Annotated in this window: 26 protein-coding genes and 1 pseudogene; 18 read left to right on the forward strand and 9 right to left on the reverse strand. The window is 64.3% G+C overall.

Going from position 1 to position 24,774, the window contains the following annotated elements; genetic code table 11:
• The first annotated feature begins 7 nt into the window (after window positions 1–7).
• Window positions 8–394, forward strand: a complete 387-nt coding sequence (locus tag AXW67_RS20610) for a response regulator (RefSeq protein WP_063679319.1) — start codon at window positions 8–10, stop codon at window positions 392–394.
• A 66-nt stretch (window positions 395–460) separates the two neighbouring features.
• On the opposite strand, the gene AXW67_RS20615 is transcribed toward AXW67_RS20610, so the two are convergent.
• From AXW67_RS20615 to AXW67_RS20635, 5 genes are all read right to left on the reverse strand, one after another.
• Complete coding sequence (locus tag AXW67_RS20615) at window positions 461–1,579, reverse strand: branched-chain amino acid ABC transporter substrate-binding protein (protein ID WP_027552535.1); 1,119 nt, start codon at window positions 1,577–1,579, stop codon at window positions 461–463.
• Window positions 1,580–1,728: 149 nt separating this feature from the next.
• Window positions 1,729–2,463, reverse strand: a complete 735-nt coding sequence (locus AXW67_RS20620; protein WP_063679320.1) for an ABC transporter ATP-binding protein — start codon at window positions 2,461–2,463, stop codon at window positions 1,729–1,731.
• Complete coding sequence (locus AXW67_RS20625; RefSeq protein ID WP_027552533.1) at window positions 2,460–3,293, reverse strand: ABC transporter ATP-binding protein; 834 nt, start codon at window positions 3,291–3,293, stop codon at window positions 2,460–2,462. Before AXW67_RS20625 ends, AXW67_RS20620 begins: the two co-directional genes overlap by 4 nt.
• Window positions 3,290–4,612: a high-affinity branched-chain amino acid ABC transporter permease LivM gene (gene livM / locus AXW67_RS20630; RefSeq protein ID WP_063679321.1), complete on the reverse strand. Its 1,323-nt coding sequence runs from the start codon at window positions 4,610–4,612 to the stop codon at window positions 3,290–3,292. The genes AXW67_RS20625 and livM overlap by 4 nt, the downstream gene beginning before the upstream one ends.
• A gap of 13 nt (window positions 4,613–4,625) precedes the next feature.
• Window positions 4,626–5,543: an ABC transporter permease subunit gene (locus tag AXW67_RS20635; RefSeq protein WP_063679322.1), complete on the reverse strand. Its 918-nt coding sequence runs from the start codon at window positions 5,541–5,543 to the stop codon at window positions 4,626–4,628.
• A 266-nt stretch (window positions 5,544–5,809) separates the two neighbouring features.
• Here AXW67_RS20635 and AXW67_RS43250 point away from each other — a divergent pair, with 266 nt between their 5' ends.
• Complete coding sequence (locus tag AXW67_RS43250) at window positions 5,810–5,977, forward strand: hypothetical protein (RefSeq protein WP_198024720.1); 168 nt, start codon at window positions 5,810–5,812, stop codon at window positions 5,975–5,977.
• A gap of 329 nt (window positions 5,978–6,306) precedes the next feature.
• Window positions 6,307–6,828 carry a hypothetical protein gene (locus AXW67_RS20640; RefSeq protein ID WP_027552530.1) on the forward strand — a complete coding sequence of 174 codons (522 nt, stop codon included), beginning with the start codon at window positions 6,307–6,309 and terminating at the stop codon, window positions 6,826–6,828.
• On the opposite strand, the gene AXW67_RS20645 is transcribed toward AXW67_RS20640, so the two are convergent.
• From AXW67_RS20645 to AXW67_RS42035, 3 genes are all read right to left on the reverse strand, one after another.
• A complete protein-coding gene (locus tag AXW67_RS20645) occupies window positions 6,790–7,182 on the reverse strand; it encodes a carboxymuconolactone decarboxylase family protein (protein WP_063679323.1) in 393 nt (130 codons plus the stop codon). The two genes, AXW67_RS20640 and AXW67_RS20645, sit on opposite strands and share 39 nt — an antisense overlap.
• Before the next feature lie 164 nt (window positions 7,183–7,346).
• Window positions 7,347–8,129: a 3-oxoadipate enol-lactonase gene (pcaD, locus tag AXW67_RS42030; RefSeq protein ID WP_063679324.1), complete on the reverse strand. Its 783-nt coding sequence runs from the start codon at window positions 8,127–8,129 to the stop codon at window positions 7,347–7,349.
• 15 nt (window positions 8,130–8,144) lie between these two features.
• Window positions 8,145–9,500, reverse strand: coding sequence for a 3-carboxy-cis,cis-muconate cycloisomerase (locus AXW67_RS42035; RefSeq protein WP_063679325.1), 1,356 nt, complete (start codon window positions 9,498–9,500; stop codon window positions 8,145–8,147).
• A 170-nt stretch (window positions 9,501–9,670) separates the two neighbouring features.
• Here AXW67_RS42035 and AXW67_RS20660 point away from each other — a divergent pair, with 170 nt between their 5' ends.
• The 11 genes from AXW67_RS20660 to adhP all read left to right on the forward strand — a co-directional run bounded on the left by AXW67_RS20660 (window position 9,671) and on the right by adhP (window position 19,004).
• Window positions 9,671–10,117, forward strand: coding sequence for an SRPBCC family protein (locus AXW67_RS20660; protein WP_027552526.1), 447 nt, complete (start codon window positions 9,671–9,673; stop codon window positions 10,115–10,117).
• A 134-nt stretch (window positions 10,118–10,251) separates the two neighbouring features.
• Window positions 10,252–10,737, forward strand: a complete 486-nt coding sequence (locus AXW67_RS20665; RefSeq protein ID WP_063679326.1) for a (2Fe-2S)-binding protein — start codon at window positions 10,252–10,254, stop codon at window positions 10,735–10,737.
• A gap of 39 nt (window positions 10,738–10,776) precedes the next feature.
• Entirely contained in the window at window positions 10,777–11,583 is an 807-nt protein-coding gene (locus AXW67_RS20670) for an FAD binding domain-containing protein (RefSeq protein WP_063679327.1), read from the forward strand.
• A gap of 62 nt (window positions 11,584–11,645) precedes the next feature.
• A complete protein-coding gene (locus AXW67_RS20675; protein WP_063679328.1) occupies window positions 11,646–12,569 on the forward strand; it encodes an AAA family ATPase in 924 nt (307 codons plus the stop codon).
• Between the two features lie 150 nt (window positions 12,570–12,719).
• Window positions 12,720–13,922: a vWA domain-containing protein gene (locus AXW67_RS20680; protein WP_063679329.1), complete on the forward strand. Its 1,203-nt coding sequence runs from the start codon at window positions 12,720–12,722 to the stop codon at window positions 13,920–13,922.
• Window positions 13,923–13,931: 9 nt separating this feature from the next.
• On the forward strand, window positions 13,932–14,255 hold the full coding sequence (locus tag AXW67_RS20685) for an XdhC family protein (RefSeq protein WP_027552521.1): 324 nt from the start codon (window positions 13,932–13,934) through the stop codon (window positions 14,253–14,255).
• Between the two features lie 2 nt (window positions 14,256–14,257).
• Window positions 14,258–14,959, forward strand: coding sequence for an XdhC family protein (locus AXW67_RS20690; protein ID WP_063679330.1), 702 nt, complete (start codon window positions 14,258–14,260; stop codon window positions 14,957–14,959).
• Complete coding sequence (locus tag AXW67_RS20695; protein ID WP_063679331.1) at window positions 14,956–16,560, forward strand: NTP transferase domain-containing protein; 1,605 nt, start codon at window positions 14,956–14,958, stop codon at window positions 16,558–16,560. The genes AXW67_RS20690 and AXW67_RS20695 overlap by 4 nt, the downstream gene beginning before the upstream one ends.
• Before the next feature lie 353 nt (window positions 16,561–16,913).
• Complete coding sequence (locus AXW67_RS20700; RefSeq protein ID WP_063679332.1) at window positions 16,914–17,303, forward strand: DUF4189 domain-containing protein; 390 nt, start codon at window positions 16,914–16,916, stop codon at window positions 17,301–17,303.
• 126 nt (window positions 17,304–17,429) lie between these two features.
• Window positions 17,430–17,840 (forward strand): DUF2000 family protein, encoded by a 411-nt coding sequence (locus tag AXW67_RS20705; protein ID WP_063679333.1) that lies wholly within the window; start codon window positions 17,430–17,432, stop codon window positions 17,838–17,840.
• A gap of 138 nt (window positions 17,841–17,978) precedes the next feature.
• Complete coding sequence (adhP, locus tag AXW67_RS20710; RefSeq protein ID WP_063679334.1) at window positions 17,979–19,004, forward strand: alcohol dehydrogenase AdhP; 1,026 nt, start codon at window positions 17,979–17,981, stop codon at window positions 19,002–19,004.
• A gap of 112 nt (window positions 19,005–19,116) precedes the next feature.
• On the opposite strand, the gene AXW67_RS20715 is transcribed toward adhP, so the two are convergent.
• Complete coding sequence (locus AXW67_RS20715) at window positions 19,117–19,605, reverse strand: cupin domain-containing protein (protein ID WP_063679335.1); 489 nt, start codon at window positions 19,603–19,605, stop codon at window positions 19,117–19,119.
• 628 nt (window positions 19,606–20,233) lie between these two features.
• On the opposite strand from AXW67_RS20715, the gene AXW67_RS40670 reads away from it, so the two are divergent.
• From AXW67_RS40670 to AXW67_RS20730, 4 genes and pseudogenes are all read left to right on the forward strand, one after another.
• Window positions 20,234–20,770, forward strand: coding sequence for a ParB N-terminal domain-containing protein (locus tag AXW67_RS40670; protein WP_082907971.1), 537 nt, complete (start codon window positions 20,234–20,236; stop codon window positions 20,768–20,770).
• A 293-nt stretch (window positions 20,771–21,063) separates the two neighbouring features.
• Window positions 21,064–21,189, forward strand: a pseudogene (locus AXW67_RS45060) (double zinc ribbon domain-containing protein); the annotation flags it as partial.
• A gap of 105 nt (window positions 21,190–21,294) precedes the next feature.
• On the forward strand, window positions 21,295–24,393 hold the full coding sequence (locus AXW67_RS20725; protein WP_283806463.1) for an ATP-binding protein: 3,099 nt from the start codon (window positions 21,295–21,297) through the stop codon (window positions 24,391–24,393).
• A 95-nt stretch (window positions 24,394–24,488) separates the two neighbouring features.
• Window positions 24,489–24,707 (forward strand): hypothetical protein, encoded by a 219-nt coding sequence (locus AXW67_RS20730; protein ID WP_027552513.1) that lies wholly within the window; start codon window positions 24,489–24,491, stop codon window positions 24,705–24,707.
• Window positions 24,708–24,774: the final 67 nt, after the last annotated feature.

Consider the following 24,774-nt stretch of genomic DNA (forward strand, 5'->3'; position numbering starts at 1 on the left):
TGTTCCCATGCCGCGAGTCCTGGTTATCGACGACCAGAAGGACGTCCGCGCGATGGTTGCCATCGTGCTCCGCGTCAACCGCTATGACGTGGTCGAGGCGGAAAGCGGCGCGGCCGGCCTGAAGGCCTTCGCCGAAGACGCTTTCGACGCTGCGATAGTCGATATTTTCCTGGCGGATACCAGCGGCATCGAGGTCATGGCCACCATCCGCGAGCGGGTTCCCGGCTTCCCGATCGTTGCGATCTCGGGCATGACCGCCCTGGATTTCATGGGCGAGGCGCCCGATCTCGCCAACGTGGTGTGCCTGCAGAAGCCGTTCCGGCCCAATGACCTGCTGCGGGCGCTCAAGGCGGCCCAAAGCCAGGAGGGGGCCGCCGAACAGGCGGCCGTCTAGCCAACGAAAACGCCCCGGCGAACCGGGGCGCCTGATGCGACTGGATGAAAGGTCAGCTTCGCTGTCTCAGGTGCCGCCGCCGACGATCTCGGCGTAGCCGCCCTTGGCGTCCCATTTGTAGACGACGTAGTCGATCTGCTTGATGTCGCCCTTGGCGTCATACTCGATCGGGCCGATCACCGTGTCCCACTTGCCGGCCTTCATCGCGTCCATGACCTTCTTGGCGTCGGTCGTGCCGGCCTTCTTGGCCGCCTGCGACCAGACCTGCATCGCAGCATAGGTGTAGAGGGTGTAGCCCTCGGGATCGATGCCCTTGGCCTTGAAGGCCTCGACGATCTTCTTCGCGGTCGGCTTGTTGCGCGGATCGGGGCCGAAGGTGAACAGCGTGCCTTCGCCGGCCGGACCGGTGATGGAGGCGTACTCCTTGTCGGCGAGCGCGTCGCCGGCCATCAGCACCGTCTTGAGACCCTGGTCGCGCATCTGGCGCAGGATCAGGCCGCTCTCCTGGTGGTAGCCGCCGACATAGACGAGATCGATGTTGTCGCGCTTCAGGCGCGAGACGATCGCGTTAAAGTCCTTGTCGCCCTTGTTGTAGGACTCGTACATCTTCTCGGTGATGCCGGCCTTGTTGAGCGCCTTCTTGGTCTCGTCGGCAAGACCCTTGCCGTAGGTGGTCTTGTCGTTGAGGATCGCGATGTTCTTGCCCTTGAAGTTCTTGGCGATGTACTGCGCCGCGATCAGGCCCTGCTGGTCGTCACGGCCGCAGACGCGCGCCACGTTCCAGAGCTTGCGCTCGGTGAACAGCGGGTTGGTCGAGGCCGGCGTGATCTGCAGGACGTTGCCGTCGGCATAGGCTTCGGACGCCGGGATCGACGACGAGGAGCAATAGTGCCCGGCGACGAACGGCATCTTCGCGCTGGCGATCTTCTCGGCGACCGAGCGTGCCTGTTTCGGATCGCAGGCGTCGTCCTCGACGTCGAGCGCGAGCTTCTTGCCGTTGACGCCGCCGGCGGCATTGATGTCAGCCACGGCCATCTCCGCGCCGTTCTTCATCTGACGGCCGAAGGCGGACTCGCCGCCGGTCATCGGGCCTGCAACTGCGACTGTGACATCCTGCGCGAATGCCGCGCTCGACAGCGCGATCGATGCGCCGAATGCCAGACCGATGAGCTTCAGTGATTTCATGAGATACCTCGCGGGTGGTCGCCTGTGGACGTTGCCGGGCATGCCCGGCTCAAACCGGCGCCATTCTCGAATGAATTTGCGGAGAAGTCACCGGCAAAATACGGGCAGGGCAGAGGATATCTCGCCGCATTTGCGGCGCTCGAGGGCGCCTAGCCGTGCCGGCCGCCTTCCAGATAGGCGGCGCGAATCTCGGAGCGCTGCAACAATTCGGCGCCGGTTCCGGCCAGCGTGATCAGGCCATTGACCATGACATAGCCGCGATGGGCGAGCTTGAGCGCGTGGTTGGCGTTCTGCTCGACGATGAGCACCGTCAGGCCGTCCTGCCGGTTCAGGACGCGGATCGCATCGAAGATCTGGCGCGCGATCAGCGGCGCGAGCCCGAGCGAGGGCTCGTCGAGCAGGAGCAGGCGCGGGCGGCTCATCAGAGCGCGGCCGATCGCCAGCATCTGCTGCTCGCCGCCGGACAGCGTGCCGCCGCGCTGGGCATAGCGTTCCTTGAGCCGCGGGAACAGCGTGAACACGCGGTCCAGCGTGGCGTCGCGTTCCGCCTCCGTGCATTCGGTGGCGTCCGCCCCCATCTGGAGGTTTTCAGCAACGCTCATGCGCGGGAAGATGCGCCGGCCTTCGGGCGATTGGGCGATGCGCAAATGCGCGATCTCGTGGGTCGGAACGTCCGTGATGTCGCGGCCCTCGTACAGGATCTGGCCGGCGCGGGCCCGCGGCTTGCCGAAGATCGTCATCATCAGCGTCGATTTGCCGGCGCCGTTGGCGCCGATCAGAGCGACGATCTCGCCGGGATTGATCTCGATGTCGACGCCCTTCAGCGCCTCGATCTTGCCGTAGGCGGCGCGCAGGCCGCGGATCGTGAGCAGGGGTGAGGTCACGACCCGCTCTCCATCACGGCGATGGCCTCTTCCTCGTCAGTGCCGAGATAGGCGGCGATCACCTTGGGATCGTCGCGGACCTCGCGGGGCGAGCCTTGCGCGATCTTCATGCCGTGGTCCATCACCACGATGTGGTCGGAGATCTCCATCACCACCGACATGTCGTGCTCGATCAGGAGGATCGAGGTGCCCAGTTCGTTACGGATCGACAGCAGCAATTCGCTCAAGGCGGCGCTCTCGCGGGCATTGAGGCCGGCGGCGGGCTCGTCCAGGCACAACAGCGCGGGCTCGGTGCACATCGCGCGCGCGATCTCGAGCCGGCGCTGGTCGCCATAGGCGAGGTTGCCGGCCGCATCGTCGGCGCGGTCGAGCAGGTTGACCCGCCGCAGCCATTCGGTGGCGAGCGCGATGGCGCTCGCTTCGGCGCTGCGGTAGGTGGGCACGCCGATGAGGCCGAGGAAGGTGAAGCCGGATGCGCGCATCAGCGCGTTGTGCTGCGCCACCATCAGGTTTTCCAGCGCCGTCATGCCGGGAAACAGTCGGATGTTCTGGAAGGTCCGCGCGACCTTGGCCTGCTTGGCGATTCGGAAATCGTTCAGCCGTTCGAGCGCGATCTGCCTGCCGTCGTCATGGGTGAGGCGGATGGTGCCGCCGCTCGGCTTGTAGAAGCCGGTGATGCAGTTGAAGACGGTGGTCTTGCCGGCGCCGTTCGGCCCGATCAGCGCCGTGATCTTGCGCCGCTCGGCCGCGAAGGACAACTCGTGCACGGCGACGATGCCGCCGAAGCGCATCGTGAGCTTGTCGACCTTCAGGATGCTCTCGCCGCTCATCCGTGCCCTTCCTTGACGAGGTCGGAGGAGATCGCCTTCGCCTTCGTCAGGAACACCGTCGGCGCACGGTGGCCGATCAGGCCGCGTGGCCGCCAGATCATGATCAGCACCATCGCCATGCCGAACACCAGCATGCGGTAGGTCTCGAGGCCGCGGAACAGCTCGAAGCCGCCGATCATCGTGAGCGCGGCGAGCGCGACGCCGAGCTGCGAGCCCATGCCGCCGAGCACGACGATAGCGAGCACCAGCGCCGATTCCTGGAAGGTGAAGGATTCCGGGCTGATGAAGCCCTGACGCGTGGCGAAGAACGCGCCGGCAAAGCCGCCGAACATCGCGCCGGTCGCGAACGCCGTGAGCTTCGTGGAGGTGGTGTTGATGCCGAGCGCGCGGCAGGCGACCTCGTCCTCGCGCAGCGCCTCCCAGGCGCGCCCGATCGGCAAGCGGCGCAGGCGGATCGTCACCCAGTTGGTGAGCAAAGCCATCGCCAGGATCAGGTAGAACAGGAAGACGATGCGATGGGTCGGCGAATATTCGATGCCGAGCTTGGCGGCGAGCCCGTCGTCGCTGTTGTCGAGCGGGATGCCGAGCAGCGTGGGGCGCGGAATGCCGGAGACGCCGTTCGGCCCGCCGGTCAGCTCCTGCCAGTTGATGATGACGAGGCGGATGATCTCGCCGAAGGCGAGCGTGACGATGGCGAGATAGTCGCCGCGCAGGCGCAGCACGGGGAAGCCGAGCAGCATGCCCCAGAAGGCCGCGAGGATGCCGGCGAGCGGCAGGCAGACCCAGAACGACCAGCCGAAATTGGTGGCGAGCAGTGCGTAGGAATAAGCGCCCACCGCATAGAAGGCGACGTAGCCGAGGTCGAGCAGGCCGGCGAGCCCGACCACGACGTTCAGCCCCCAACCCAGCATAACATAGGTGAGTACTAGGATCGCGAGATCGAGAATGTAGCGCTGGTTATAGAAGATCACCGGCACCAGCAGGGCGAAGATCAGAAGGGCCGGTGCGAGGAAGCGGCCAACGAACGCCATTCCGGTGTGCACTGCCGGCGGCACGAGCCGCTCGGCGCCGCTCGGACCGATCCATTGCCTGAGCAGCTCGATCACGATCGAGCCGCCGAACACGACGGCGACGAGCGAGGCGAGCTCGCCGAAGCGCGTCCAGTAGGTGAGCTGGCCGTCGGAGCCCGCCTCGGTGCGGATGCCGACCATCAGCGAGAACAGCACCAGCGCAACCAGCGCGTTGATGACGGCGGTCTTCAGAATGGAGGGGATGCCGGCGGTGCGACTTGCGTGCGTGGTTTGAGGAATGGTTGTCACGCGGGCCGGTCCGTCAGACTTTTTCGACTTCGGGACGACCGAGCAGGCCGGTCGGCATGAAGATCAAAACCACGATCAGGATCGAGAAGGCCGCGACGTCCTTGTACTCCACCGAGAAATAGGCCGACCAGAACGTCTCGATCAGGCCGATCGCGAGCCCGCCCAGCATCGCACCCGGCAGCGAGCCGATGCCGCCGAGCACGGCCGCGGTGAATGCCTTGATGCCGGCGACGAAGCCCATGAAGAAATCGACCAGGCCGTAATAGAGCAGGTACATCAGGCCGGCGACGGCAGCGAGCGCCGCGCCGATCACGAAGGTCATGGAGATGGTGCGGTCGACATTGACGCCGAGCAGCGCCGCCATGGTCTGGTCCTGCTCGCACGCGCGCATGTCGCGCCCGAGCCGGGTGCGCGACACCAGCCAGGTGAAGATCGCCAGCAGCACGATCGTGGTGACGACCACCATGATCTGGATGTTGGAGAGCTGGATCACGAAGCCGTCGGGGCTTTCATGCAGCGTGTAGCCGCCGGTGATGAAGGGTGGGATCGGCTTGACGCGCGCGCCCTGCGCAACTTGCGAGTAGTTGGTCAGCACGAAGGACATACCGATCGCCGACAGCATCGGGGCGAGGCGGAAGGAATGGCGCAGCGGCCGGTAGGCGATGCGCTCGATGGTCCAGCCATAGAGGGCGGTGATCGCCATCGAGACCAGCAGCACCACGAGCAGGATCACCGGAATAGCGGTCAGGCCGAGCGAGATCAGGATCAGGAAAGTGATGAGGGCGATGAAGCCGCCGATCATGAAGATGTCGCCATGGGCGAAATTGATCATGCCGACGATGCCGTAGACCATCGTGTAGCCGATCGCGATCAGGCCGTAGATCGAGCCGAGCACGAGGCCGTTGATGAGCTGCTGGGCGAAATAATCCATAGGCTGCCGTACCAAACCTGTCGCGGCTCAAAGGGAGCTCTTTAGAGAGAGAGTTCTAGGGCCCCGGCAGCCCTTGAGCGTTCGTCTCGTTTTCTAACAGGAGGGAACTGGCCGCCGCAACAGGCCAAGCCTCGACATAAAGGCTTGTGCAGAGGTGATTTTCGCCTTCTGGTTCCCCCAAAACGGAGGAACCGGGTTCCGCGGGCAACCAAAATAAGGGGCGGCCGTTGTCTCGCCTCTGACGTCCAACAAGGGAGTTCCCCCGAATGACGAAGCAGCAGAACCAGAATCCGGGCCAGCAGAGTCAGAACCCAGGCCAGCGCAATCCTCAGCAGCAGCAGGGCGGCGGTCAGAAACCCGGACAGCAGCAGCAGGATCCGATGCGCCAGGGCGAGAAGCCCGGCCAGCAGGGCGGTCAGCAGGATAACAGGTAGACTGGGAGCCCACGGGCAAGCCAAGGCCAAGTGGAGAGCAGTGGAGGTCCCGCCGAAAAGGCGGGGCCTTTTTCTTTTGGGTGCGCTAAGCTTGGGCTCTCTCGTCTTTCGGCGCGATGCGAAGCGTCGAACTATGGTGCGCATGCGCACCTGAGAATCTCGAGATTCCGGATTCGGTCCTGCGGACCGCCCCGGAATGACGAAGGTGGCGGCGGGCCAGTTAAGGTAAACAAAGGGTTTAAATTGCCGCCACAGTCTGATGCGAGTTAGCTCCCGGCAATATCGCCGCCGTCCCCCGTGGGGGCGCGGCAAACGAAGCGGGAAGCGGCATGTTCACGAATTGGCGGATCGGCTCAGTCAACGGCGCGCTGCTGGCGGCCTATTTCATTCCGGCCTGGACGCTCGTCGCCTTCAACATCGTCATCGCGCCGGTGCATGGCCTCTACGAGCGGCCGAGCGTGGCGGTGGCGCTGTTCCTCAGCGATCACCTGCAGATGGCGGGGATGAGCACGGTGCGCGCCGCCTGGCTGCTGGCCCTCGGCCGGGCGACCGTTGTGGCGTTCTTTGCGATCTATCTCGCGCTTCTGTGCATTCCCCGCACCCGCAAGAGCGGCAGCAGCGACGAAGCCCTCGGCATCGCACTTGCGATCGGCAGCCTGATCTCGTTTGCAAGCATGGTGATGGCCTCGAAGGTCGGCGAGATGGCGGCGCTCCGGCTACACGCCACCGAGTTGTTGCTGCTGCTCGGTGCTGCGATCGTGATGGTGATCGAACGGCCGGAGGCGCCGAAGGCCGTCGAGGCCGCCGCGCCGCTAGGTTTTGAGCAGGCCGAGCTCCTGCACAATCGCTGAGGCTTCCTTCACGGCGTGGTTCGCTGCCGGAACGCCGCAATAGATCGCCTGCTGCAGCAGGATTTCCTTGATGTCGTCGGGGGTGAAGCCGCCCTCGGCCAGCGCTGCGCGCACGTGCAGCCGGAATTCGTCCCATTGCCCGAGCGCGACCATGGTGCCGATCACCAGCACCCGTCTCGTGCGTTCGTCGAAATGCGGCCGGGTCCAGATATCGCCCCAGGCATAGCGGGTGATCAGGTCCTGGAAGTCGGTGTTGAACGCGTTGCGGTTGGCGATCGACTTGTCGACCCAGGCATTGCCGAGCACCTTGCGGCGCACATTCATGCCGGCATCGCGGCGCTTTTGGTCGTCCATTGATTTCTCCTCTTGCTCGGTTCTTCACCTCTCCCCATCGGGGGAGAGGTCGATTTGCGCAGCAAATCGGGTGAGGGGCTCAGGTGTCCATGAGAGACCGTAACCCCTCACCCGGCGCTTTGCGCCGACCTCTCCCGATGGGAGAGGTGTCCGAACGTGCGGCACTATCGTTGCATCAAGAACCCAACCACCGCGTCGGTGAAGGCGTGGGGCTGCTCGACATTGGAAATATGGGCGGCGTCGATGATGGTCATGCTCGCGCCGGGGATATTGCTGCGGATCAATTCGCCCGCCGCGATCGGCGTCGCCATGTCGTGGCGGCCGGCGATCACCAGCGTCGGGCTCTTGATCTTGGGCAGCAGCGCGCGCTGGTCGAGCGTCGACAGCGCCTCGCAGCAGGCGAGATAGCCTTCGACGGGGGAGGCGAGCAGCATCGACTTCATCTTCGCCGCGATCTGCGGCTCGCGCTCGCGGAAATCGGCCGTCAGCCAGCCCGCGAGCACAGCATCAGCGACCGCCGCGATGCCACCTGCCTTCACCGCCTGGATGCGCTCCAGCCATTTGGTCGGTTCGGCATAGTAGCAGGAGGTGTTGGCGAGGACGATTTTGCCGAGGCGTTCCGGTGCGTTCGCACCCAACCACTGGCCGACCATGCCGCCCATCGACAGGCCGCACCAATGCACCTTCTCGATGTTGAGATCGTCGAGGATCGCGAGCACGTCGCGGCCGAAGCGCTCCATCGAATAGGGGCCGGGCGGGACATTCGACTTGCCATGGCCGCGGCGGTCGTAGCGGATGACGCGGAACACCTGCGTCAGCGCCTTCATCTGAGGCTCCCACATCTGCAGCGTGCAGCCGAGCGAGTTGGAGAGCATCAGGGTCGGCCCGCCGTCGCGGCCTTCGACGGAGACGTTGATCAGGCAACCGTCGGCATCGATCATCGGCATGGCGGCGTCTCCGTTCTATTCGCGGTCGAGGCTGTCGAGCAGGCGGTCGATCAAGGCCTGCGACGCTCCTTGATAGGCCATCGGCTCGAACAATGCCGCAATTTTCTGGGGCGTAAGATGCGCGGTGACCTGCGAATCGGCTGACAGCACCTCGCGCAGGTGCTTCTTCTCGGCGACCGCGCGCTTGCTCGCGGCCTCGACGAGATGATGCGCGTTGCTCTTGCCGACTTTCTCGGCCAGCGCCATCGACACCGCTTCTGCCATGATCAGCCCGTGCGTCGCATCGAGATTGCTGCGCATACGGGCCGTGTCGACGTCGAGCCCCTCGGCGATGTCGACGATCGCCGCGAGCGCGCCCGAAGTGACCAGCATCAATTGCGGCAGGGTGGGCCATTCCGCGTGCCAGGGCCCGGCGCTGCGCTCGTGATCCTGCACCTGCGCGGCAAAAATCGTCGCGGCGAGCTGCGGCGCCATCGTCGCAGCCCCCAGCGCACTTGCGGCCGCAACTGGGTTGCGCTTGTGCGGCATAGTCGAAGAGCCGCCGCGGCCTTCGCCAGCGGGCTCGAAGGCTTCTCCGACATCGGTCTGCATCATCAGCGAGACGTCGCGGGCGATCTTGCCGCAGCTGCCGGCGAGAATCGCGAAGCTTGATGCGGCTTCCGCGATCCGGTCGCGATGAGTGTGCCAGGGGGCTTCGGGCAGGGGAAGATCGAGCTCCTGCGCGAGCTGTTCGGCAACTTCGAGCCCCTTGTCGCCAAGGGCTGCGAGCGTGCCGGCGGCGCCGCCGAATTGCAGCGCGAGGCCTTCGCGGGAGAGCCGCCGCAGCCGGCAACGCGCGCGGGCGAGGCTTGCGGCATATTCGGCGGCCTTCAGTCCGAACGGCATCGGTAGCGCGTGCTGGAGCCAGGTCCGCGCGACCATGGCGGTGTTGCGGTGGGTGTGCGCCAGCGCGGCAAAGCCCTTGATGGCGCCGCTGAGGTCGACGTCCAGCGCGTCGATGCCGGCGCGAAGCGTCAGCATGGTCGCGGTGTCGATGACGTCCTGGCTGGTCGCGCCCCAATGCACGTAGCGCGCAGCCTCGCCGTCCGCCCTGGCGACGTTGGCGGTCAACGTCTTGACCAGGGGAATCGCCAGATTTCCCGACCGGGTCGCGGCCTCCGCCAGCGCCGCGAGGTCGAAGGAGCCAGCCTTGCAGGCGGCTTCAATCGGAGCCACCGCGGCCGCGGGAATCACGCCTGTGGCGGCTTGCGCCCGTGCCAAGGCTGCCTCGAAATCGAGCATGTTCTGCAGGGTAGACCGATCCTCGCAGACGGCGCGCATGGCGGCGCTCGACAGCATCGGCGCGAGCAGGGGGGAGAGGGATGTGCTCATGTTGCGCGGGACCTAATCATCATGGCCCGGCTCTGCCAATCCAAAACCGCTCGCGCAAGCTTTTTGCGGTTGCGAATATGCATTGCACGTGACCGGGCGCCACCCTTTCCTTTGCGGCCTCCGTGCGTTACTTCAACAGCACGAAAGTAACGCGATCCGGGAGGCGCCCCATGGCCATGACAATGAACGGCGAAGTCCAGCTTGCGGCATCGCGCGAGGCCGTGTGGGCCAAGCTCAACGACCCCGAGGTGCTAAAGGCCTGCATCCCCGGCTGCGAGGAGCTCGAGAAGACCGAAGACGGCGGCTTTCGCGCGGTGGCCAAGATGAAGGTCGGCCCGGTCTCGGCGCGCTTCAGGGGCAAGGTGATGCTGAGCGATCTCGACCCGCCGAACGGCTACAAGATCTCCGGCGAAGGCGAGGGCGGGGTGGCCGGCTTCGCCAAGGGCGGCGCGGCGGTCAAGCTGTCCGAGAAGGACGGCGGCACGCTGCTGTCCTATGACGTCGAGGCGCAGATCGGCGGCAAGTTGGCGCAGCTCGGACAGCGCCTGATCAACGGCGCCGCCAAGAAACTGGCCGACGAATTTTTCGCGAACTTTGCCAAGGCGGTACAGGGCTAAAGCCCATCGCCTTTCGTATGGCGGCCTGCGCTCGGGGCGATGTTGCCCCGGGGCATAATGGCCCATATGATAGGCTGGAATAATTATAAGAACCGCTTCGACGGGACCCGTCGGGGCGCTGATAGAGAGTGCTTATGGCGAAAATCTCCCTCATCGTGAACGGCAATCCTGTGACGGCCAACGTCGATCCTCGCACACTGCTGGTGCAGTTCCTGCGCGAGAATCTGCATCTGACCGGGACCCATGTCGGCTGCGACACCTCGCAGTGCGGCGCCTGTGTCGTGCATCTCGACGGCAAGGCCGTGAAGTCCTGCACCACGCTTGCCGTGATGGCCGACGGCCACGAGGTGCGGACCATCGAGGGGTTGGCCGCCGATGGCGCGCCGCTGCATCCGATGCAGGAGGCCTTCCGCGAGCATCATGGCCTGCAGTGCGGGTTCTGCACGCCGGGCATGATCATGACCGCGATCGATATCGTCCATCGCAAGGGTCATGAGCTCGACGACCACACCATCCGCGAGGAGCTGGAAGGCAATCTCTGCCGCTGCACCGGCTATCAGAACATCGTCGCCTCGATCGCCGCCGGCGCCAAGGCGATGGCGAAATCCGATCTCGCCTAACACCTCTACCCGCGCGCATTCCGCGATCAGGACATTCAGATGTACGAATTCAAATATCATCGTCCCGGGACCGTGCGGCAGGCGGCCAATCTCCTGGTGAAGAACGAAGACGCCAAGGTGATCGCCGGCGGCCACACGCTGATTCCCGTCATGAAGCAGCGGCTGGCGAGCCCGCCGCATCTGGTCGACCTCTCCCATATCGAAGGTCTCGACACCATCGAGATGAAGGGGCGCTCGCTCGTGATCGGCGCCACTGCCAAGCATGCCGACGTCGCCACCTCCGCCGTCGTCGGCGAGGCGATCCCGGCGCTTGCGAGCCTTGCCGGCGGCATCGGCGATCCGGCCGTGCGTCACAAGGGCACGATCGGCGGCTCGCTCGCCAACAATGACCCGACGGCGGACTATCCGGCCGCGGTGCTCGCGCTCGGCGCGACCATCGTCACCAACAAGCGCCGCCTCAAGGCGGAAGAGTATTTCCAGGGCCTGTTCACGACGGCGCTGGAAGCCGACGAGATCATCACCAAGGTGATGTTCCCGCTGCCGAAGAAGGCGGCCTACATCAAATTCCGCAACCAGGCCTCACGCTACGCGTTGGTGGGTGTGTTCGTCGCCCGCCGTCCCTCGGACGTGCGCGTCGCCGTGACCGGCGCGGGCTCCGAAGGCGTGTTCCGTGTCACCGCATTCGAGGAAGCCCTGAAGAAGCGCTTCTCCTCGAAGGTGCTCGATGGCATCGACGTGCCGGCGGAGGGCCTCAACAGCGACATCCACGGCAGCGCCGAATACCGCGCGCATCTCATCGGGGTGCTGACGCGGCGCGCCGTCGACGCCGCCAATGCCAAGGAGTGAGGTGACCTCACTCCTCGGCCCAAACTTGTCCCCGGTGAGGGCGTAGCGAGACTGGCTCTTTCATGACTTCAGCGGCCAATATTTCCGGGGCCATGCCGGCATCGGTCGATGCGATGCTCGAACTTCTGACTTCGCGCGGCTATCTCGCAGAGCGGTCGCTCGCCACCGTGACCTATCTCTCGCTGCGCCTCGGCCGGCCGCTGTTTCTCGAGGGCGAGGCCGGCGTCGGCAAGACCGAGATCGCAAAAGTGCTCTCAACGGCGCTGGGGCGGAAGCTGATCCGCCTGCAATGCTACGAGGGCCTCGACGTCTCCTCGGCGGTGTACGAGTGGAACAGCGCCGCGCAGATGATCGCGATCCGGATGGCTGAAGCCGCCGGTGACACCGATCGCGAGCAGCTCTCCAGCGATATTTTCGCCGACCGCTATCTGATCAAGCGGCCGCTGCTCCAGGCGCTGGAGCCCGATGTCGCCGGTCCCCCGGTGCTGCTGATCGACGAGCTCGACCGCGCCGACGAGGCCTTCGAGGCCTACCTCCTCGAAATCCTCAGTGACTTCCAGGTGACCATCCCCGAGTTCGGCACCGTGAAGGCGCCGCACCCGCCGATCGTCATCATCACCTCCAACCGCACCCGCGAGATCCACGACGCGCTGAAGCGGCGCTGTCTCTATCATTGGGTCGATTATCCCGCCGCCGAGCGCGAGCTCGCGATCGTCAAGACGCGCGTGCCCGGCATCTCCGCAAAGCTGTCGCAACAGGTCGTGCGCTTCGTGCAGGCGCTGCGCAACCAGGATTTCTACAAGTCGCCGGGCGTCGCCGAGACCATCGACTGGGCCACCGCTCTGTCCGAGCTCGACGCCCGCTCGCTGACCCCGCAGGTGGTCGGCGACACGCTGGGCGCGTTGCTCAAGTACCAGGATGATATTGTCCGGATGCAGGGCGACACCCTGCAGAAGGTGCTGAAGGAAGCGACGAGCGAGAATTGAGGATCGTGCGTCACAATTGAGCTCGTCATTCCGGGGCGCGCGTAGCGCGAGCCCGGAATCCATCGGCCCGCAGTGACTGTGGATGAATGGATTCCGGGCTCGCGCCCAAGAGGGCGCGCCCCGGAATGACGAGGGGATGGATAAGAGACCATGGCCATCAACCACCTTGCGCCTGAGAAGACCGAGCAGTTCGCCGACAACATCGTCGGCTTTGCCCGTGCACTGCGCGCGGCGGGCATGCCGGTCGGGCCGGGCGCGGTGATCGATGCCATGAACGCGCTGCAGGTGATCGAGATCGGCAGCCGCGCCGACGTCTTCACCACGCTGGAGGCGATCTTCGTCAAGCGCCATGAGCATGCGCTGGTCTTCAAGCAGGCCTTCAACCTGTTCTTCCGCGCCTCGGAAGAGTGGAAGCACATGCTGGATTCGGTGCCGCTGCCCGATCACGCCAAGAAGAAGCCGCCGCCGGCCTCGCGCCGGGTGCAGGAGGCGATGTCACAGCCGCACATGACGGAGACGCCGCAGCACCAGGAGCAGGATCTGCGCCTGTCGGTCTCCGACAAGGAAATCCTTCAGAAGAAGGATTTTGCGCAGATGAGCGCGGCGGAGATCACGGAGGCGTTGCGCGCCATCGAGAGGATGCGGCTGCCGCAGGCCGAGCTTTTGACCCGGCGGCACCGGCCCGATCCGCACGGCTTGCGCCTCGACCTGCGCCGCACGCTGCGCGCGTCCTTGCGCACCGGCGGCGACATCATCGACCTCCACCACCTCGGGCGGATCGAGAAGCCGGCGCCGATCGTTGCGCTGCTCGACATCTCGGGCTCGATGAGCGAGTACACCCGCCTGTTCCTGCATTTCCTCCACGCCATCACCGATGCGCGCAAGCGTGTCTCGGTGTTCCTGTTCGGGACCCGCCTCACCAACGTCACGCGCGCGCTGCGCCAGCGCGATCCCGATGAGGCGCTGGCGAGTTGCTCGGCCGCGGTCGAGGACTGGGCCGGCGGCACCCGGATTGCGACCTCGCTGCACAACTTCAACAAATTGTGGGCGCGGCGCGTGCTGAGCCAGGGCGCCATCGTGCTCTTGATCTCCGACGGGCTGGAGCGGGAGGCGGATTCCAAGCTCGCCTTCGAGATGGACCGGCTGCATCGCTCCTGCCGGCGGTTGATCTGGCTGAACCCGCTGCTGCGGTTCGGCGGCTTCGAGGCCAAGGCACAGGGCATCAAAATGATGCTCCCGCACGTTGACGAATTCCGCCCCGTGCATAATTTGAGATCGATCCAGGAGCTGATCAAAACGCTCTCCCAGCCGCTGCCGCCGCATCACCGCAGCCTGATCCGCTCCGCAGCTTGAGAGGTAGCCATGCTCGATCGCGACGAGGACATCCTGAAGGCGGCGGAGGACTGGCAGAAGGCCGGCCATGGCGTCGCGCTCGCCACCGTGGTGGAGACTTGGGGCTCGGCGCCGCGCCCGGCGGGCTCGAGCCTCGTCATCAATGACGAAGGCACGTTCCTGGGCTCGGTCTCCGGCGGCTGCGTCGAGGGCGCCGTCGTCACCGAGGCGATGGACGTGATCGAGAGCGGCAAGCCCAAGATGCTGGAGTTCGGCGTCGCCGACGAGACCGCCTGGAATGTCGGGCTGTCCTGCGGCGGCACCATCCGCGTTTTCGTCGAGAAGGTCGGCTAGTCGTGAAGCTCGAGATCCTGCACGAACTCAATGCCGAGCGCGCCGCGCGCCGGCCGGTGATCCTGGTGACCGACACCGAGAGCGGCGAGCAGCGACTGGTGAAGGCCAGGGACTTTGCCGGGGATCCGCTGCGCGCAGAACTGGACAAGCAGCTTCGCATGGGCAAGAGCGCCAATGTCGAGGCCGGCGGCAAGAAGCTGTTCCTCAACGTCTACGCGCCAACCGCAAAGCTCGTCATCATCGGCGCCGTCCATATCAGCCAGGCGCTTGCGCCGCTGGCGCGCTCGCTCGGCTATGACGTCACCGTGGTCGATCCGCGCACGGCGTTTGCGAGCCCCGAGCGCTTTCCCGACATTCCGCTGGTCGCCGAGTGGCCGGACACGGCGCTGCCGCCGCTCAATGTCGATGCCTACACGGCGTTCGTCGCGGTGACGCACGATCCGAAGATCGACGATCCCGCGCTGCTGCACGCCTTCGAGCGCAACTGCTTCTATATCGGCGCGCTCGGCTCGCGGAAGACCCACGCCAAGCGCGGCGACCGGCTGCGGGCGCAGGGTGCGAACGAGAGCGACATCGCGCGCATCCACGCGCCCATCGGCCTTGCGATCGGCGCTGTCTCCCCGTCCGAGATCGCGGTCGCGATCATGGCCGAGATCACGGCGGTGCTCCGGCTGCCCCCAAAAGAAAAAGAAGAAGCGGCATGAAATTCGGTCCGGCGAGCCCCAAGGATGCGATCGGCGGGGTGACCGTCCACACCCTGCGCCAGGGACCGCTGGTGCTGAAGAAAGGCACGACGATCGGCCCGGCCGAGGTCGAGGCGCTGACGCGCGCCGGCATCAAGGACATCGTCGTGGTGCGCATGGAGAAGGGCGACGTCTCCGAGGACGTCGCGGCCGCCAGCATTGCGCTCGCCGTCGGCGGCGAGGGCATCCATGTCGAGCGCGCCTTCACCGGCCGCGCCAATCTGTTCGCGGCGCGCCCGGGCGTGCTGGTGATCGATCGCGCCGCGGTCGACCGCGTCAACAATATCGACGAGGCCATCACGTTTGCCACGCTCTCCGCCTTCAAGCCGGTGGTCGAGGGCGAGATGGTCGGCACCGTCAAGATCATTCCGTTCGGCGTTGAAGAAAACTTGCGCGATGCCGCGGTGAAGGCCGCGGGCAAGGACGTGCTGACGGTCGCGCCTTACGTCATCAAGCGCGTCGGCGTGGTCTCGACGCTGCTGCCGGGCCTGTCCTCCAAGGTGGTCGACAAGACGCTGCGCGTCACAGCCGAGCGGCTCGCTCCGGCCGGCGCCAGCATTATCGCCGAGCGGCGGGTCCAGCACGAGGAGCGGGCGCTGTCGGCCGCGATCAAGGAGCTGCTCGGGCTTGGCGCCGAGCTCGTGATCGTGTTCGGCGCCTCCGCGATCGCCGATCGCCGCGACGTGATCCCGGCGGCTGTCACCGGAGTCGGCGGCGAGATCGAGCATTTCGGCATGCCGGTCGATCCCGGCAATCTGCTCCTGATCGCACGTGCCGGCGGCGTGCCGGTGCTGGGTGCGCCGGGCTGCGCGCGCTCGCCGGTCGAGAACGGGTTCGACTGGGTGTTGATGCGGCTGCTCGCCGGCATCAAGGTGACGCGGTCCGAGCTGATGGGCATGGGTGTCGGCGGCCTCTTGATGGAGATCGTGACGCGGCCTCAGCCGCGCGCTCAGCCGGAGACCGAGGGCAGCAGCCAGGTCGCGGCGATCGTGCTCGCGGCGGGACGCTCGACCCGGATGGGCGGGCCGAACAAGCTGCTCGCCGAGCTCGACGGCAAGAAGCTGGTGCGCCTCGCAACCGAACAGGCGCTGGCCTCAAAAGCATCTGAGGTGATCGTCGTCACCGGCCACCAGGCCGAGCTGGTCGAGCAGGCATTGCAGGGACTGAAGGTGAAGTTCGTGCGCAATCCGGATTTTGCCGGCGGCATCGCAAGCTCGGTCAAGGCCGGCATCGCGGCTGTGCCCGAAGGATGCGATGGCGCCCTGGTCTGCCTCGGCGATATGCCGCTGATCGATGCCGGATTGATCGACCGTCTCATCGACGGCTTTGCGCCGGACCGCGGCAATCTCATCGTCGTGCCGGTCAGCGAAGGCCGCCGCGGCAATCCCGTGCTGTGGTCGCGCCGCTTCTTCAGGGAGTTGATGACGCTCGACGGCGACATCGGCGCGCGCCACCTGATCGCCAAACACGCCGAGGCGGTCGCCGAGGTGCCCGTCGACGGCGAGAGCGCCTTCCTCGACATCGACACGCCGCAGGCGCTGGAAGCGGCACGGCGCGGATAGCGATGCCGTAGGGTGGGTTAGCCCCGCGGCTGCGCGAAGCGCAGTCCGCTAGGCGTAACCCACCACTTCTCTCAACGCGGATCGCAAAGAGGTGGGTTACGCTGCGCCAACCCACCCTACGACGCTCTCAAATCCTCATGGTGAGGAGGCGCCACCAGGTCCGATGATAGGCTCCGCGCCGTCTCGAACAATGAAGGCGGATGCGCCCGCGGCCATGCTTCGAGACGACCTCAGGATGAGGTCTAAGCGTGCGGCCGCTTCGCGGGCCTCCGTTTTCAACCTCCCGTTCACCATCTGGAAACGACCGCCGCTTACAGTCGCCGCCACTTGCCTTGGGGGTGAGGGGTTTTTCCATGGCTTCGAATGTCGTCGCGCGCCGTTGCGCGATGTTTTGCTTTGTCTTGTCGGTTGTTGTCACTGGCGCCCGCTACATCACCGAAGTCCACGCCGCGGGTGCGTTCGCAGTCGGCAAGTGCGGCGCCTACGGCCAGGCTTTTGACTATGCTGCCGAACACGAGGCGCGCGCGGCGGCGCAAAAGCAGTGCAAGGGCGATTGCACGACGGTGACGATGAAGCGCGCCTGCGCCGCGATGTCGGTCGATCTCGCCAATCCTTGCGGCGCCTATGGCTATGCCGTGAAGCCGAAGATATCCGCAACGCTCAATGCCGCCACGCGCGAATGCTATAAGTATGGCGGCAAGGAATGCGTGATCCGCGCCTGGGCCTGCGACGCGAAGGGGTGATTCCTCTTGCCGTCATTCCGGGGCGATGCGTAGCATCGAACTCTGGTGCGCAGTTGCGCACCTGAGAAACTCGAGATTCCGGGGCCGGTCCTGCGGACCGCCCCGGAATGACAGTTGAGGAATTGCATGCAATTCGACACCAAGGTCGCCGTCGTGATCCGGACCGATCTTCAGGCCTGGCAGAAGCTCAATGTCGCGTCCTTTCTCACCAGCGGCGTCGCTGCGGCCTATCCCGGATGCATCGGCAAGCCCTATGAAGACGCCTCCGGAACGAAATATCTTTCGCTGATCGGCCAACCGATCCTGATCTACGGCGCCGACGGTTCGGCCTTGGCGCGTGCGCTCGACCGCGCGCTGTCGCGTGGCGTCACGCCGGCGGTCTACACCGAGGACATGTTCAAGACCACGCATGATGCGGCCAACCGCGAAGCGGTGAGGGCGGTCGCGCGCGCCGATCTCAATCTCGTCGGCATCGCCATGCGCGCCGAGCGTAAGGTGATCGATAAAATTGTCGATGGATTGAAGTTCCATAGCTGACATCGGCGCCGCGCGCGGCGCGTTGTCACCTGATTGTTATCGCGTCGCTTGCGCAAACATTGTGCTGCTTGACCCCAATCAAGGACACATTCCGCGCGGCCGTTAGTCTGCCTCCCGCAAATCAGAAGGAGCAGACCGATGCCGACCATGAAAGCTGCCCTCGTCAAGCAATTCGGCAAGCCGCTGGTGATTGAGGATGTCCCGGTGCCGCAGCCCGGCCCCGGCGAGGTTCTGGTCAAGGTGAAGGCGTGCGGTGTCTGTCATACCGATCTGCACGCCGCATCCGGCGACTGGCCAGTGAAGCCGGTTCCGCCCTTCATCCCAGGCCACGAGGTGGCCGGTACCGTCGCGGCACTCGGGCCCGGCGTGAAAAATCTCAAAGTCGGTGATGCCGTCGGCGTAGCCTGGCTGCACGATGCCTGCCTGCATTGCGAATACTGCGAGACCGGCTGGGAGACGCTGTGCGAGCACCAGCACAACACTGGCTACAGCGTGAACGGCGGCTTCGCCGAATATGTCATCGCCTCTGCCGCCTTCGCCGCAAGACTGCCCGCAAACGCGGATTTTGCCGCCATAGCGCCGATCCTTTGTGCCGGCGTAACGACTTACAAGGGATTGAAGGAGACAGACGCACGCCCCGGCGAGTGGGTTGCGATCTCAGGCGTCGGCGGGCTCGGCCATGTCGCGGTCCAGTATGCCAAAGCGATGGGGCTCAAGGTCGCGGCGATTGACATCGCCGAGGACAAGCTTGCGCTCGCACGCGCCGCCGGCGCCGATCTCGCGGTCAACGCACTCGCTGCCGATGCTGTGGACAATGTGCTGGCGGCAACCGGCGGCGGGGCGCACGGCGTGCTGGTGACGGCGGTCTCGACGGCCGCGTTCGCCCAGGCGCTGAAGATGGTGCGCCGGAAAGGCACCGTCAGTCTCGTCGGCCTGCCGCCGGGCGAATTCCCGACGCCGATCTTCGATGTCGTGCTCAAGCGCATCACTGTGCGCGGCTCGATCGTCGGGACCCGCAGGGATCTCGACGAGGCCATCGCGTTTGCCGCGGACGGTAAGGTCAAGGCCGAGGTCACCAAGGTGCCGCTCGCAGAGATCAACGGCGTCTTCGACCGGATGAAGGCCGGCAAGATCGACGGCCGTATGGTGCTCGATTTTGGCTAGAGCGTGGACTCATGACAACGCGTGACCGCGATCTTGGTCGATGTCCGCTTCGGCCTGCCCAGGCGTCCTCGTAACAGCGGCCTACCCGCCCGCGCAATCAGACCTGAGCCCGCTACTGCGTCTTCGTACGCGGATCGTCCTTCGGATTGATGTAGTTGATGCCCCACGGACCGGTGCTGTTTATCTGAAGAACCGTGTCTTCGTCGGCGAAGAAATAGTGCTCCGTACCGGGGTGCAGCGCAAAGAAACTACCCGTGGGAAGAGCCTGGGCCTTGTCGTGATTGGCCGTCGTTCCCATCCCCAAGCGCGCTGTCCCCGAGAGCACGGTGACGATCTCCGGCTTGGGATGGGTGTGCGGTGCAATGTGATAGCCCTGCGGCACTTTCAGACGAAAAGCAAACAGGCCTTCCTTGCTCGGGTCGCCGTACAGCACCGCGGACTGCGCACCGGGTGGGAGGGACGGTGGCGCCGGTCCCCATTTGACATCCTGCGGCGTGATCAACTTATGCTCGCCTGTCTCCTGACCAACGGCGCTGCCAGTCAACGCAGCGAGCCCGATCGCCGTCATCGCAACAATGTTGAAGAGGCTATGCCGATTCATTGTGGCTCCTCCTTTGACTTATGCACCTCCGCGCGCGAATCCGCGGCATGGATGGTGGAACATCAGCGGTAAAGGTGGTTGGCTGAGATTGCGGCGGCCGCCTACGGCAGTACGGCTGCCCGTTCGCCCGAACGGAATTTTCAGCACGGCCCGTCTTCAGCCCAGCCGCTTACAGTCTATCCGATCTTGCGATCGAGAGAGAGGGCACTTGTTGACGCAGGATAATCGAACGGCAATGTCGGATTCGGGTCTGGCTTTTCACACAGCCAGGGTCACAAGCCGGCATTGCTCTGTTTCAAATCGGCAGCAGGCGGAACGAGCTACCGCAAATCTCCTCAGCAGAGGCTTGCGTATCTCATCGACCGATGCCGACGAGACCGAGGATAACGGTCGCGGACTGCTCCGTTGCTCGTCACGTGATGCGCCAAAGTGGCGCCCGCCAATATCGTCCGCCACAAAACGGAACCGAGTGCTACCCAAGCCTTCGTCCCTGGGATAGCTGATGGAGGACATGACCTTCGCGACCGGCCTGCGGAAATTGCCTTGGCCGTAGAGCGCTTCATCCCTAAAGTCTTGCCACCGTCGCCGGGTGCTCCGGATCGAGTTCAGTCACTACGGAGTAGAAGCCATGCCAAAACCGGAAAGCTTCGCAATCGACAAGATCTACGTTCCGGTGAAAAGGAAGAAGGCTCTCAAGCCTGAGCTCGTTCGAGAAATTGCAGAAAGTATTTTGGAAATCGGACAACAAGCCCCCATTCTCGTTCGGCCCGACGAAGGCCGGTTCGTTCTGGTCGAGGGACTGCATCGGTTCGAAGCCTGCAAGGCTCTCGGCGAAAAAACCGTCATCGGGATCCTGGTCTCGGCTGAGATCGTTCACCAAAAGACGCTTTTGTCCGACAGCGCTGAAGCCGAAGCAGAGCGCGACAAGATGGCGCGATTGAAAAAACTGCGTCTCGAAAAGGAGGCAGCCGAGAGATCAGCCGCTGCTTCAGAGGTAGTCATGGAGACGCAATCAGCAGTGCTTCTACGAAAATCTTCGGAGAAGGAGATCCGGAGCAATCCCAAGGCGTCACGAAGCCAAGCAAATCGCGGGACTTCAGGATCAACGCCAAGAACCTTGTCGGAATGGATCACGCAACAAAAGCGCGATGGCGGCCGTTATTGATTGCCGGCTTGGCCACGATCACCGGCCTCGAGCGAGCTTGAGTTCAACAACCTAATGATAGAAAATCGGATTTTTCGTATGCGTGCGGAGTAGGAATTATAGGACGCTGCGCTGGTATAATCGGGGGCTCTCCGTGAAGCAGTTCATGCTGCTTTAGCCAGCGAGAATGCTATGATACTCATTGATGGCCGCCTCCATTGATCTCGTCGCGGGCGGCGCGGTCGTTGCGCAAATCCTCCGGGCGTTCAACGCCCGACGGAAGTTGCGATGATCCTTACATCGCGGGGAAGCTCATGAGGTGTTCGAGCTGCGCGGCCGAGATCAAGAATGGCAACAGGTTCTGCATCAGATGCGGAGCATCGGTTGCGCCGACCTGCGCCGCTTGTGGTACGCTGAACGAACCGAGTGCAAGATTCTGCGGCCAATGTGGCTTGGAGCTCGCGAGTCAGCTCCAAGCAAGTGTCGCAGCGACGGACAAGCGGCCCCGCTTCGAACCGTCTCCGCAGGCCGCCGAGCGCCGCCACTTGACGGTCATGTTTTGCGATATGGCCGGCTCGACGGCGCTTTCGACTCGCCTCGATCCGGAGGACCTGAGCGAGGTCATACGGGGATTTCAGGAGGCTTGCGTCCGGGCGATCCGTCGATTCGACGGCTTCATCGCGAGGTTCATGGGCGACGGCGTGCTGGCTTATTTCGGCTATCCAAGGGCTCATGAAGACGATGCCGAACGCGCGGTCAGAGCGGGTCTCGCGGTCGTCGATGCGGTCAGCCGGCTGATGCCGCCGACTGAGGTCCAACTAGAGGTTCGCGTGGGCATCGCCTCGGGCCTCGTGGTGGTCGGCGAGACGTTGGGTGAAGGTTTGTCTCAGGAGCAGGTCGTCATCGGTGAGACGCCGAACCTCGCGGCCCGGCTCCAGACCATCGCCGAGCCGAACACTGTTGTCATTGCCGATGGAACGAGGCAGCTGCTCGGCAGACGATTTGATTTCGAGGATCTCGGGTCGCGCTTTCTCAGGGGGATGACCAATGCAATTCCGTCGTGGCGGGTCGTTGGCGAACACGCGACCGAAAGTCGCTTCGAGGCCGGGCAGGCTCAGCGTGCGAGTGGCTTTTTTGGCCGCGAGCGCGAGGTCGATTTTCTGATGGACCGCTGGGTCCAGGCACAAACTGGCGAAGGTCAGGTCGTGCTCTTATCGGGCGAGGCCGGAATCGGCAAGTCGCGGGTCGTCGCGGCGCTCCGGCAAAAGATCGCCGACGAGGCCCATACGCGCATTCTGTATCAGTGCTCGCCTCATCACACGAATAGCCCTTTTTATCCCGTGATCTCCCAACTCGAGCGTGCGGCCGCGATTGCGCCTGATGACTCCACCGAGACCAAAATCGACAAGCTGGAACAGGTACTGGCACGTTCGTTCTCGACGATCGATGATGTTGCGCCACTCTTTGCGACGCTCCTGTCGCTGCCAATCGAGGGCCGGTACGTAGCACTCAACCTCACGCCCCGAGAGCAGAAGGAGCGCACTTTACTGGCGCTCAACGAGCTACTCGGCGGCCTGGCGAAGCAACGCCCCGTCTTGTTCATCCTGGAAGATGCGCACTGGATTGATCCGACGACTCTTGAATCGTTTACGCGAAACGTCGACCGGCTGCAGTGCTGGCCGGTCCTGCTGATCGTCACCTTCCGCCCCGACTTCGAAGTGCCTTGGGACCACTACGCTCACGTGACCAGACTCGCCTTAAATCGGCTGGCCCAGAGCCATGTGGTGGCAATGATCGACAGATTGACGGACGGCAAGATGTTGCCGGCCGATGTCCGGGACAAGATCATCGCGAAGACGGACGGGGTGCCGCTGTTCGTGGAGGAGCTCACCAAAGCAATCCTGGGATCGGGGCTCCTGGAGGAGGCCGCCGACCGCTATGTCCTGCAGGGCCCGCTGCCTCCCCTGGCGATTCCGGCAACGCTGCACGACAGTTTGTTGGCGAGGCTCGACCACCTCGCGCCCGTGAGGGAGATCGCCCAGATCGGCGCTGTCATTGGAAGGGAATTTACCTACAAGCTGCTGGATGCCGTGGCGCCAATTCACGACGAGGCGCTCGAGAACGCACTCGACGAGCTTGGCAAGGCGGAACTGATCTTTCCCAGGGGAGTGCTGCCCGAAACAACCTACATCTTTAAGCACGCGCTCGTGCAGGACGCCGCCTATCGAAGCCTCCTGCGCTCAACGCGCCGACAGCTTCACGGCCGCATCGCCGCAGCGATTGCGGAGCTGATGCCCCAAATCGTCGAGACCCAACCCGAACTTCTTGCGTATCACTATGCGCAGGCGGGGCTCATCGATGATGCCATCGCTTATAGCCTGCGAGCAGGACGGCGCTCTGCGGCGCGTTCCGCCAACGAAGAGGCGATCACGAACTACACCAAGGCGCTGGAGTTGTTGGGGACGAAATCGGCGGGACTGGAGCGAGACAGGCAGGAGCTTGACTTGCTCATCGCCCTCGGCGTACCGACGATCGCAGCGCGAGGCTACATGGCCGCTGACGTCGAAAGCATCTACGGCCGGGCGAGCGAGCTATGCGGCAGCCTGCCCGAGACTCCGCACCGCTTTACCGTGCTGCGCGGCCTCTGGAATAGCGCATTCCTGCGCAAACCGCTCCTGAAAGCGCAAGCACTGAGCGCCGAATTAGTGGCCCTGGCAGATGCGCAAGGTGATGATACACGTCGGGCGCTCGCTCATCGGGCGCAGGGCTGCGCCCTGTTTTTCAGCGGCGAGTTCGAGTCCGGCTGGGAAAGCTTTCGTCAGGCCATCGAGTTTTGGGATGCCGACACGGCGCGCGCGGAGATCCTCGTCTACGGCGAGGATCCGAGCGTGCTGTGCAGAGCCTATGGCGCGTGGCTGACATGGTTCCTCGGCTATCCGGACAAGTCGAGCAGATTGATCAGCGAGGCGTTGGCCGATGCCGAGCGGCTATCCAACCCTTTCATCAACGCCATGACCCTCGGCCTCGCATCCGCGCTGCACGTCTATCGCAACGAATTTTCTCAGGCATTGGAGCGCGCCGAGGCCTCCTCAGTCATCTGTGCCGCGTACGGTTTCCCGCAGTGGACGGCCTACGCCATGATAATGAGAGGCCGCGCTCGCGCGGCGCTCGGTCGAACCGATGACGGTATCGCCGAGATGGAAAAAGGTTGGGCCGACTGGCAGGCGTTGGGCGCCAAGCTTGCTACGACACAAATGAGCGTCGGGCTGGCGGATGTATGTATGAAGACAGGCCGCACCGCGGCGGGCCTCGATTGGATCAAGATCGCGGCCGAGCATGCTCGTACGTTCCACGAAGAGATTCTCGGGGCCGAAATCCATAGGGTGCATGGTGAACTGCTGCTCGAGAGAGCTGCAACGGGGGATGCGGAGGCGTGTCTTCGCCGCTCCATAGAGATCGCCCAACACCAAGAGGCCAAATCTCTGGAACTGCGGACAGCCATGGTCTTGGCGCAACTCTGGCAGCAGCAGGGCCGGCGAGACGCCGCGTACGATCTGCTCGCGCAGATATACGGCTGGTTCAGCGAGGGCTTCGACAGCCCGGATCTGCGGAGTGCGAGGGCTTTGCTGGACGATCTGGCATGAACGATACCGAGCGGTGCGCGGTCCAATCGTGCACCTCACTATTTTCATGTGTGCTACCTGGTTGGGTAGCAAGATGGTAGCAGGAAGGGCAGATCATGACTGACGATCAGGTCAATCTCGTCGTTCAGCACCTTTGCGAGCACTTGCACTTGGCGCTCCGATTGAAGGGCAGCGAGGCACATCCACCAAACGCCAAGGATATTGGATTCGATCCCGCGTTTGTAAGAACTGTACTGCTGACCGGGTTGCGGTCGGCGGGTGTCACGATCCACCACGAGGCAGCCGGGGCCAGCGAAGAACCGCCGTGGTCCTAAACGCAAGTCGCGGGACAGAAGCCTCCCGCCAATGTCTCAGTTGGGGCAGACTGGGTCACTCGGCGAT

The organism is Bradyrhizobium neotropicale (genome assembly GCF_001641695.1).
GTDB lineage: Bacteria > Pseudomonadota > Alphaproteobacteria > Rhizobiales > Xanthobacteraceae > Bradyrhizobium > Bradyrhizobium neotropicale.

What these genes read in the sequence shown, in the direction of transcription:
- AXW67_RS20625 (WP_027552533.1), bottom strand. Translation starts at nt 3,293, where the DNA reads ATGAGCGGCGAGAGCATCCTGAAGGTCGACAAGCTCACGATGCGCTTC.
- pcaD (WP_063679324.1), bottom strand. Translation starts at nt 8,129, where the DNA reads ATGCCGATGATCGATGCCGACGGTTGCCTGATCAACGTCTCCGTCGAA.
- AXW67_RS20675 (WP_063679328.1), top strand. Translation starts at nt 11,646, where the DNA reads ATGACTTCAGCGGCCAATATTTCCGGGGCCATGCCGGCATCGGTCGAT.
- AXW67_RS20660 (WP_027552526.1), top strand. Translation starts at nt 9,671, where the DNA reads ATGGCCATGACAATGAACGGCGAAGTCCAGCTTGCGGCATCGCGCGAG.
- AXW67_RS20695 (WP_063679331.1), top strand. Translation starts at nt 14,956, where the DNA reads ATGAAATTCGGTCCGGCGAGCCCCAAGGATGCGATCGGCGGGGTGACC.
- AXW67_RS20640 (WP_027552530.1), top strand. Translation starts at nt 6,307, where the DNA reads ATGTTCACGAATTGGCGGATCGGCTCAGTCAACGGCGCGCTGCTGGCG.
- AXW67_RS20715 (WP_063679335.1), bottom strand. Translation starts at nt 19,605, where the DNA reads ATGAATCGGCATAGCCTCTTCAACATTGTTGCGATGACGGCGATCGGG.
- AXW67_RS20615 (WP_027552535.1), bottom strand. Translation starts at nt 1,579, where the DNA reads ATGAAATCACTGAAGCTCATCGGTCTGGCATTCGGCGCATCGATCGCG.
- AXW67_RS20670 (WP_063679327.1), top strand. Translation starts at nt 10,777, where the DNA reads ATGTACGAATTCAAATATCATCGTCCCGGGACCGTGCGGCAGGCGGCC.
- AXW67_RS20730 (WP_027552513.1), top strand. Translation starts at nt 24,489, where the DNA reads ATGACTGACGATCAGGTCAATCTCGTCGTTCAGCACCTTTGCGAGCAC.
- AXW67_RS43250 (WP_198024720.1), top strand. Translation starts at nt 5,810, where the DNA reads ATGACGAAGCAGCAGAACCAGAATCCGGGCCAGCAGAGTCAGAACCCA.
- AXW67_RS20680 (WP_063679329.1), top strand. Translation starts at nt 12,720, where the DNA reads ATGGCCATCAACCACCTTGCGCCTGAGAAGACCGAGCAGTTCGCCGAC.
- AXW67_RS20645 (WP_063679323.1), bottom strand. Translation starts at nt 7,182, where the DNA reads ATGGACGACCAAAAGCGCCGCGATGCCGGCATGAATGTGCGCCGCAAG.
- AXW67_RS20665 (WP_063679326.1), top strand. Translation starts at nt 10,252, where the DNA reads ATGGCGAAAATCTCCCTCATCGTGAACGGCAATCCTGTGACGGCCAAC.
- AXW67_RS20610 (WP_063679319.1), top strand. Translation starts at nt 8, where the DNA reads ATGCCGCGAGTCCTGGTTATCGACGACCAGAAGGACGTCCGCGCGATG.
- AXW67_RS20700 (WP_063679332.1), top strand. Translation starts at nt 16,914, where the DNA reads ATGGCTTCGAATGTCGTCGCGCGCCGTTGCGCGATGTTTTGCTTTGTC.
- AXW67_RS42035 (WP_063679325.1), bottom strand. Translation starts at nt 9,500, where the DNA reads ATGAGCACATCCCTCTCCCCCCTGCTCGCGCCGATGCTGTCGAGCGCC.
- AXW67_RS20685 (WP_027552521.1), top strand. Translation starts at nt 13,932, where the DNA reads ATGCTCGATCGCGACGAGGACATCCTGAAGGCGGCGGAGGACTGGCAG.
- AXW67_RS20635 (WP_063679322.1), bottom strand. Translation starts at nt 5,543, where the DNA reads ATGGATTATTTCGCCCAGCAGCTCATCAACGGCCTCGTGCTCGGCTCG.
- AXW67_RS20705 (WP_063679333.1), top strand. Translation starts at nt 17,430, where the DNA reads ATGCAATTCGACACCAAGGTCGCCGTCGTGATCCGGACCGATCTTCAG.
- adhP (WP_063679334.1), top strand. Translation starts at nt 17,979, where the DNA reads ATGCCGACCATGAAAGCTGCCCTCGTCAAGCAATTCGGCAAGCCGCTG.
- AXW67_RS40670 (WP_082907971.1), top strand. Translation starts at nt 20,234, where the DNA reads ATGCCAAAACCGGAAAGCTTCGCAATCGACAAGATCTACGTTCCGGTG.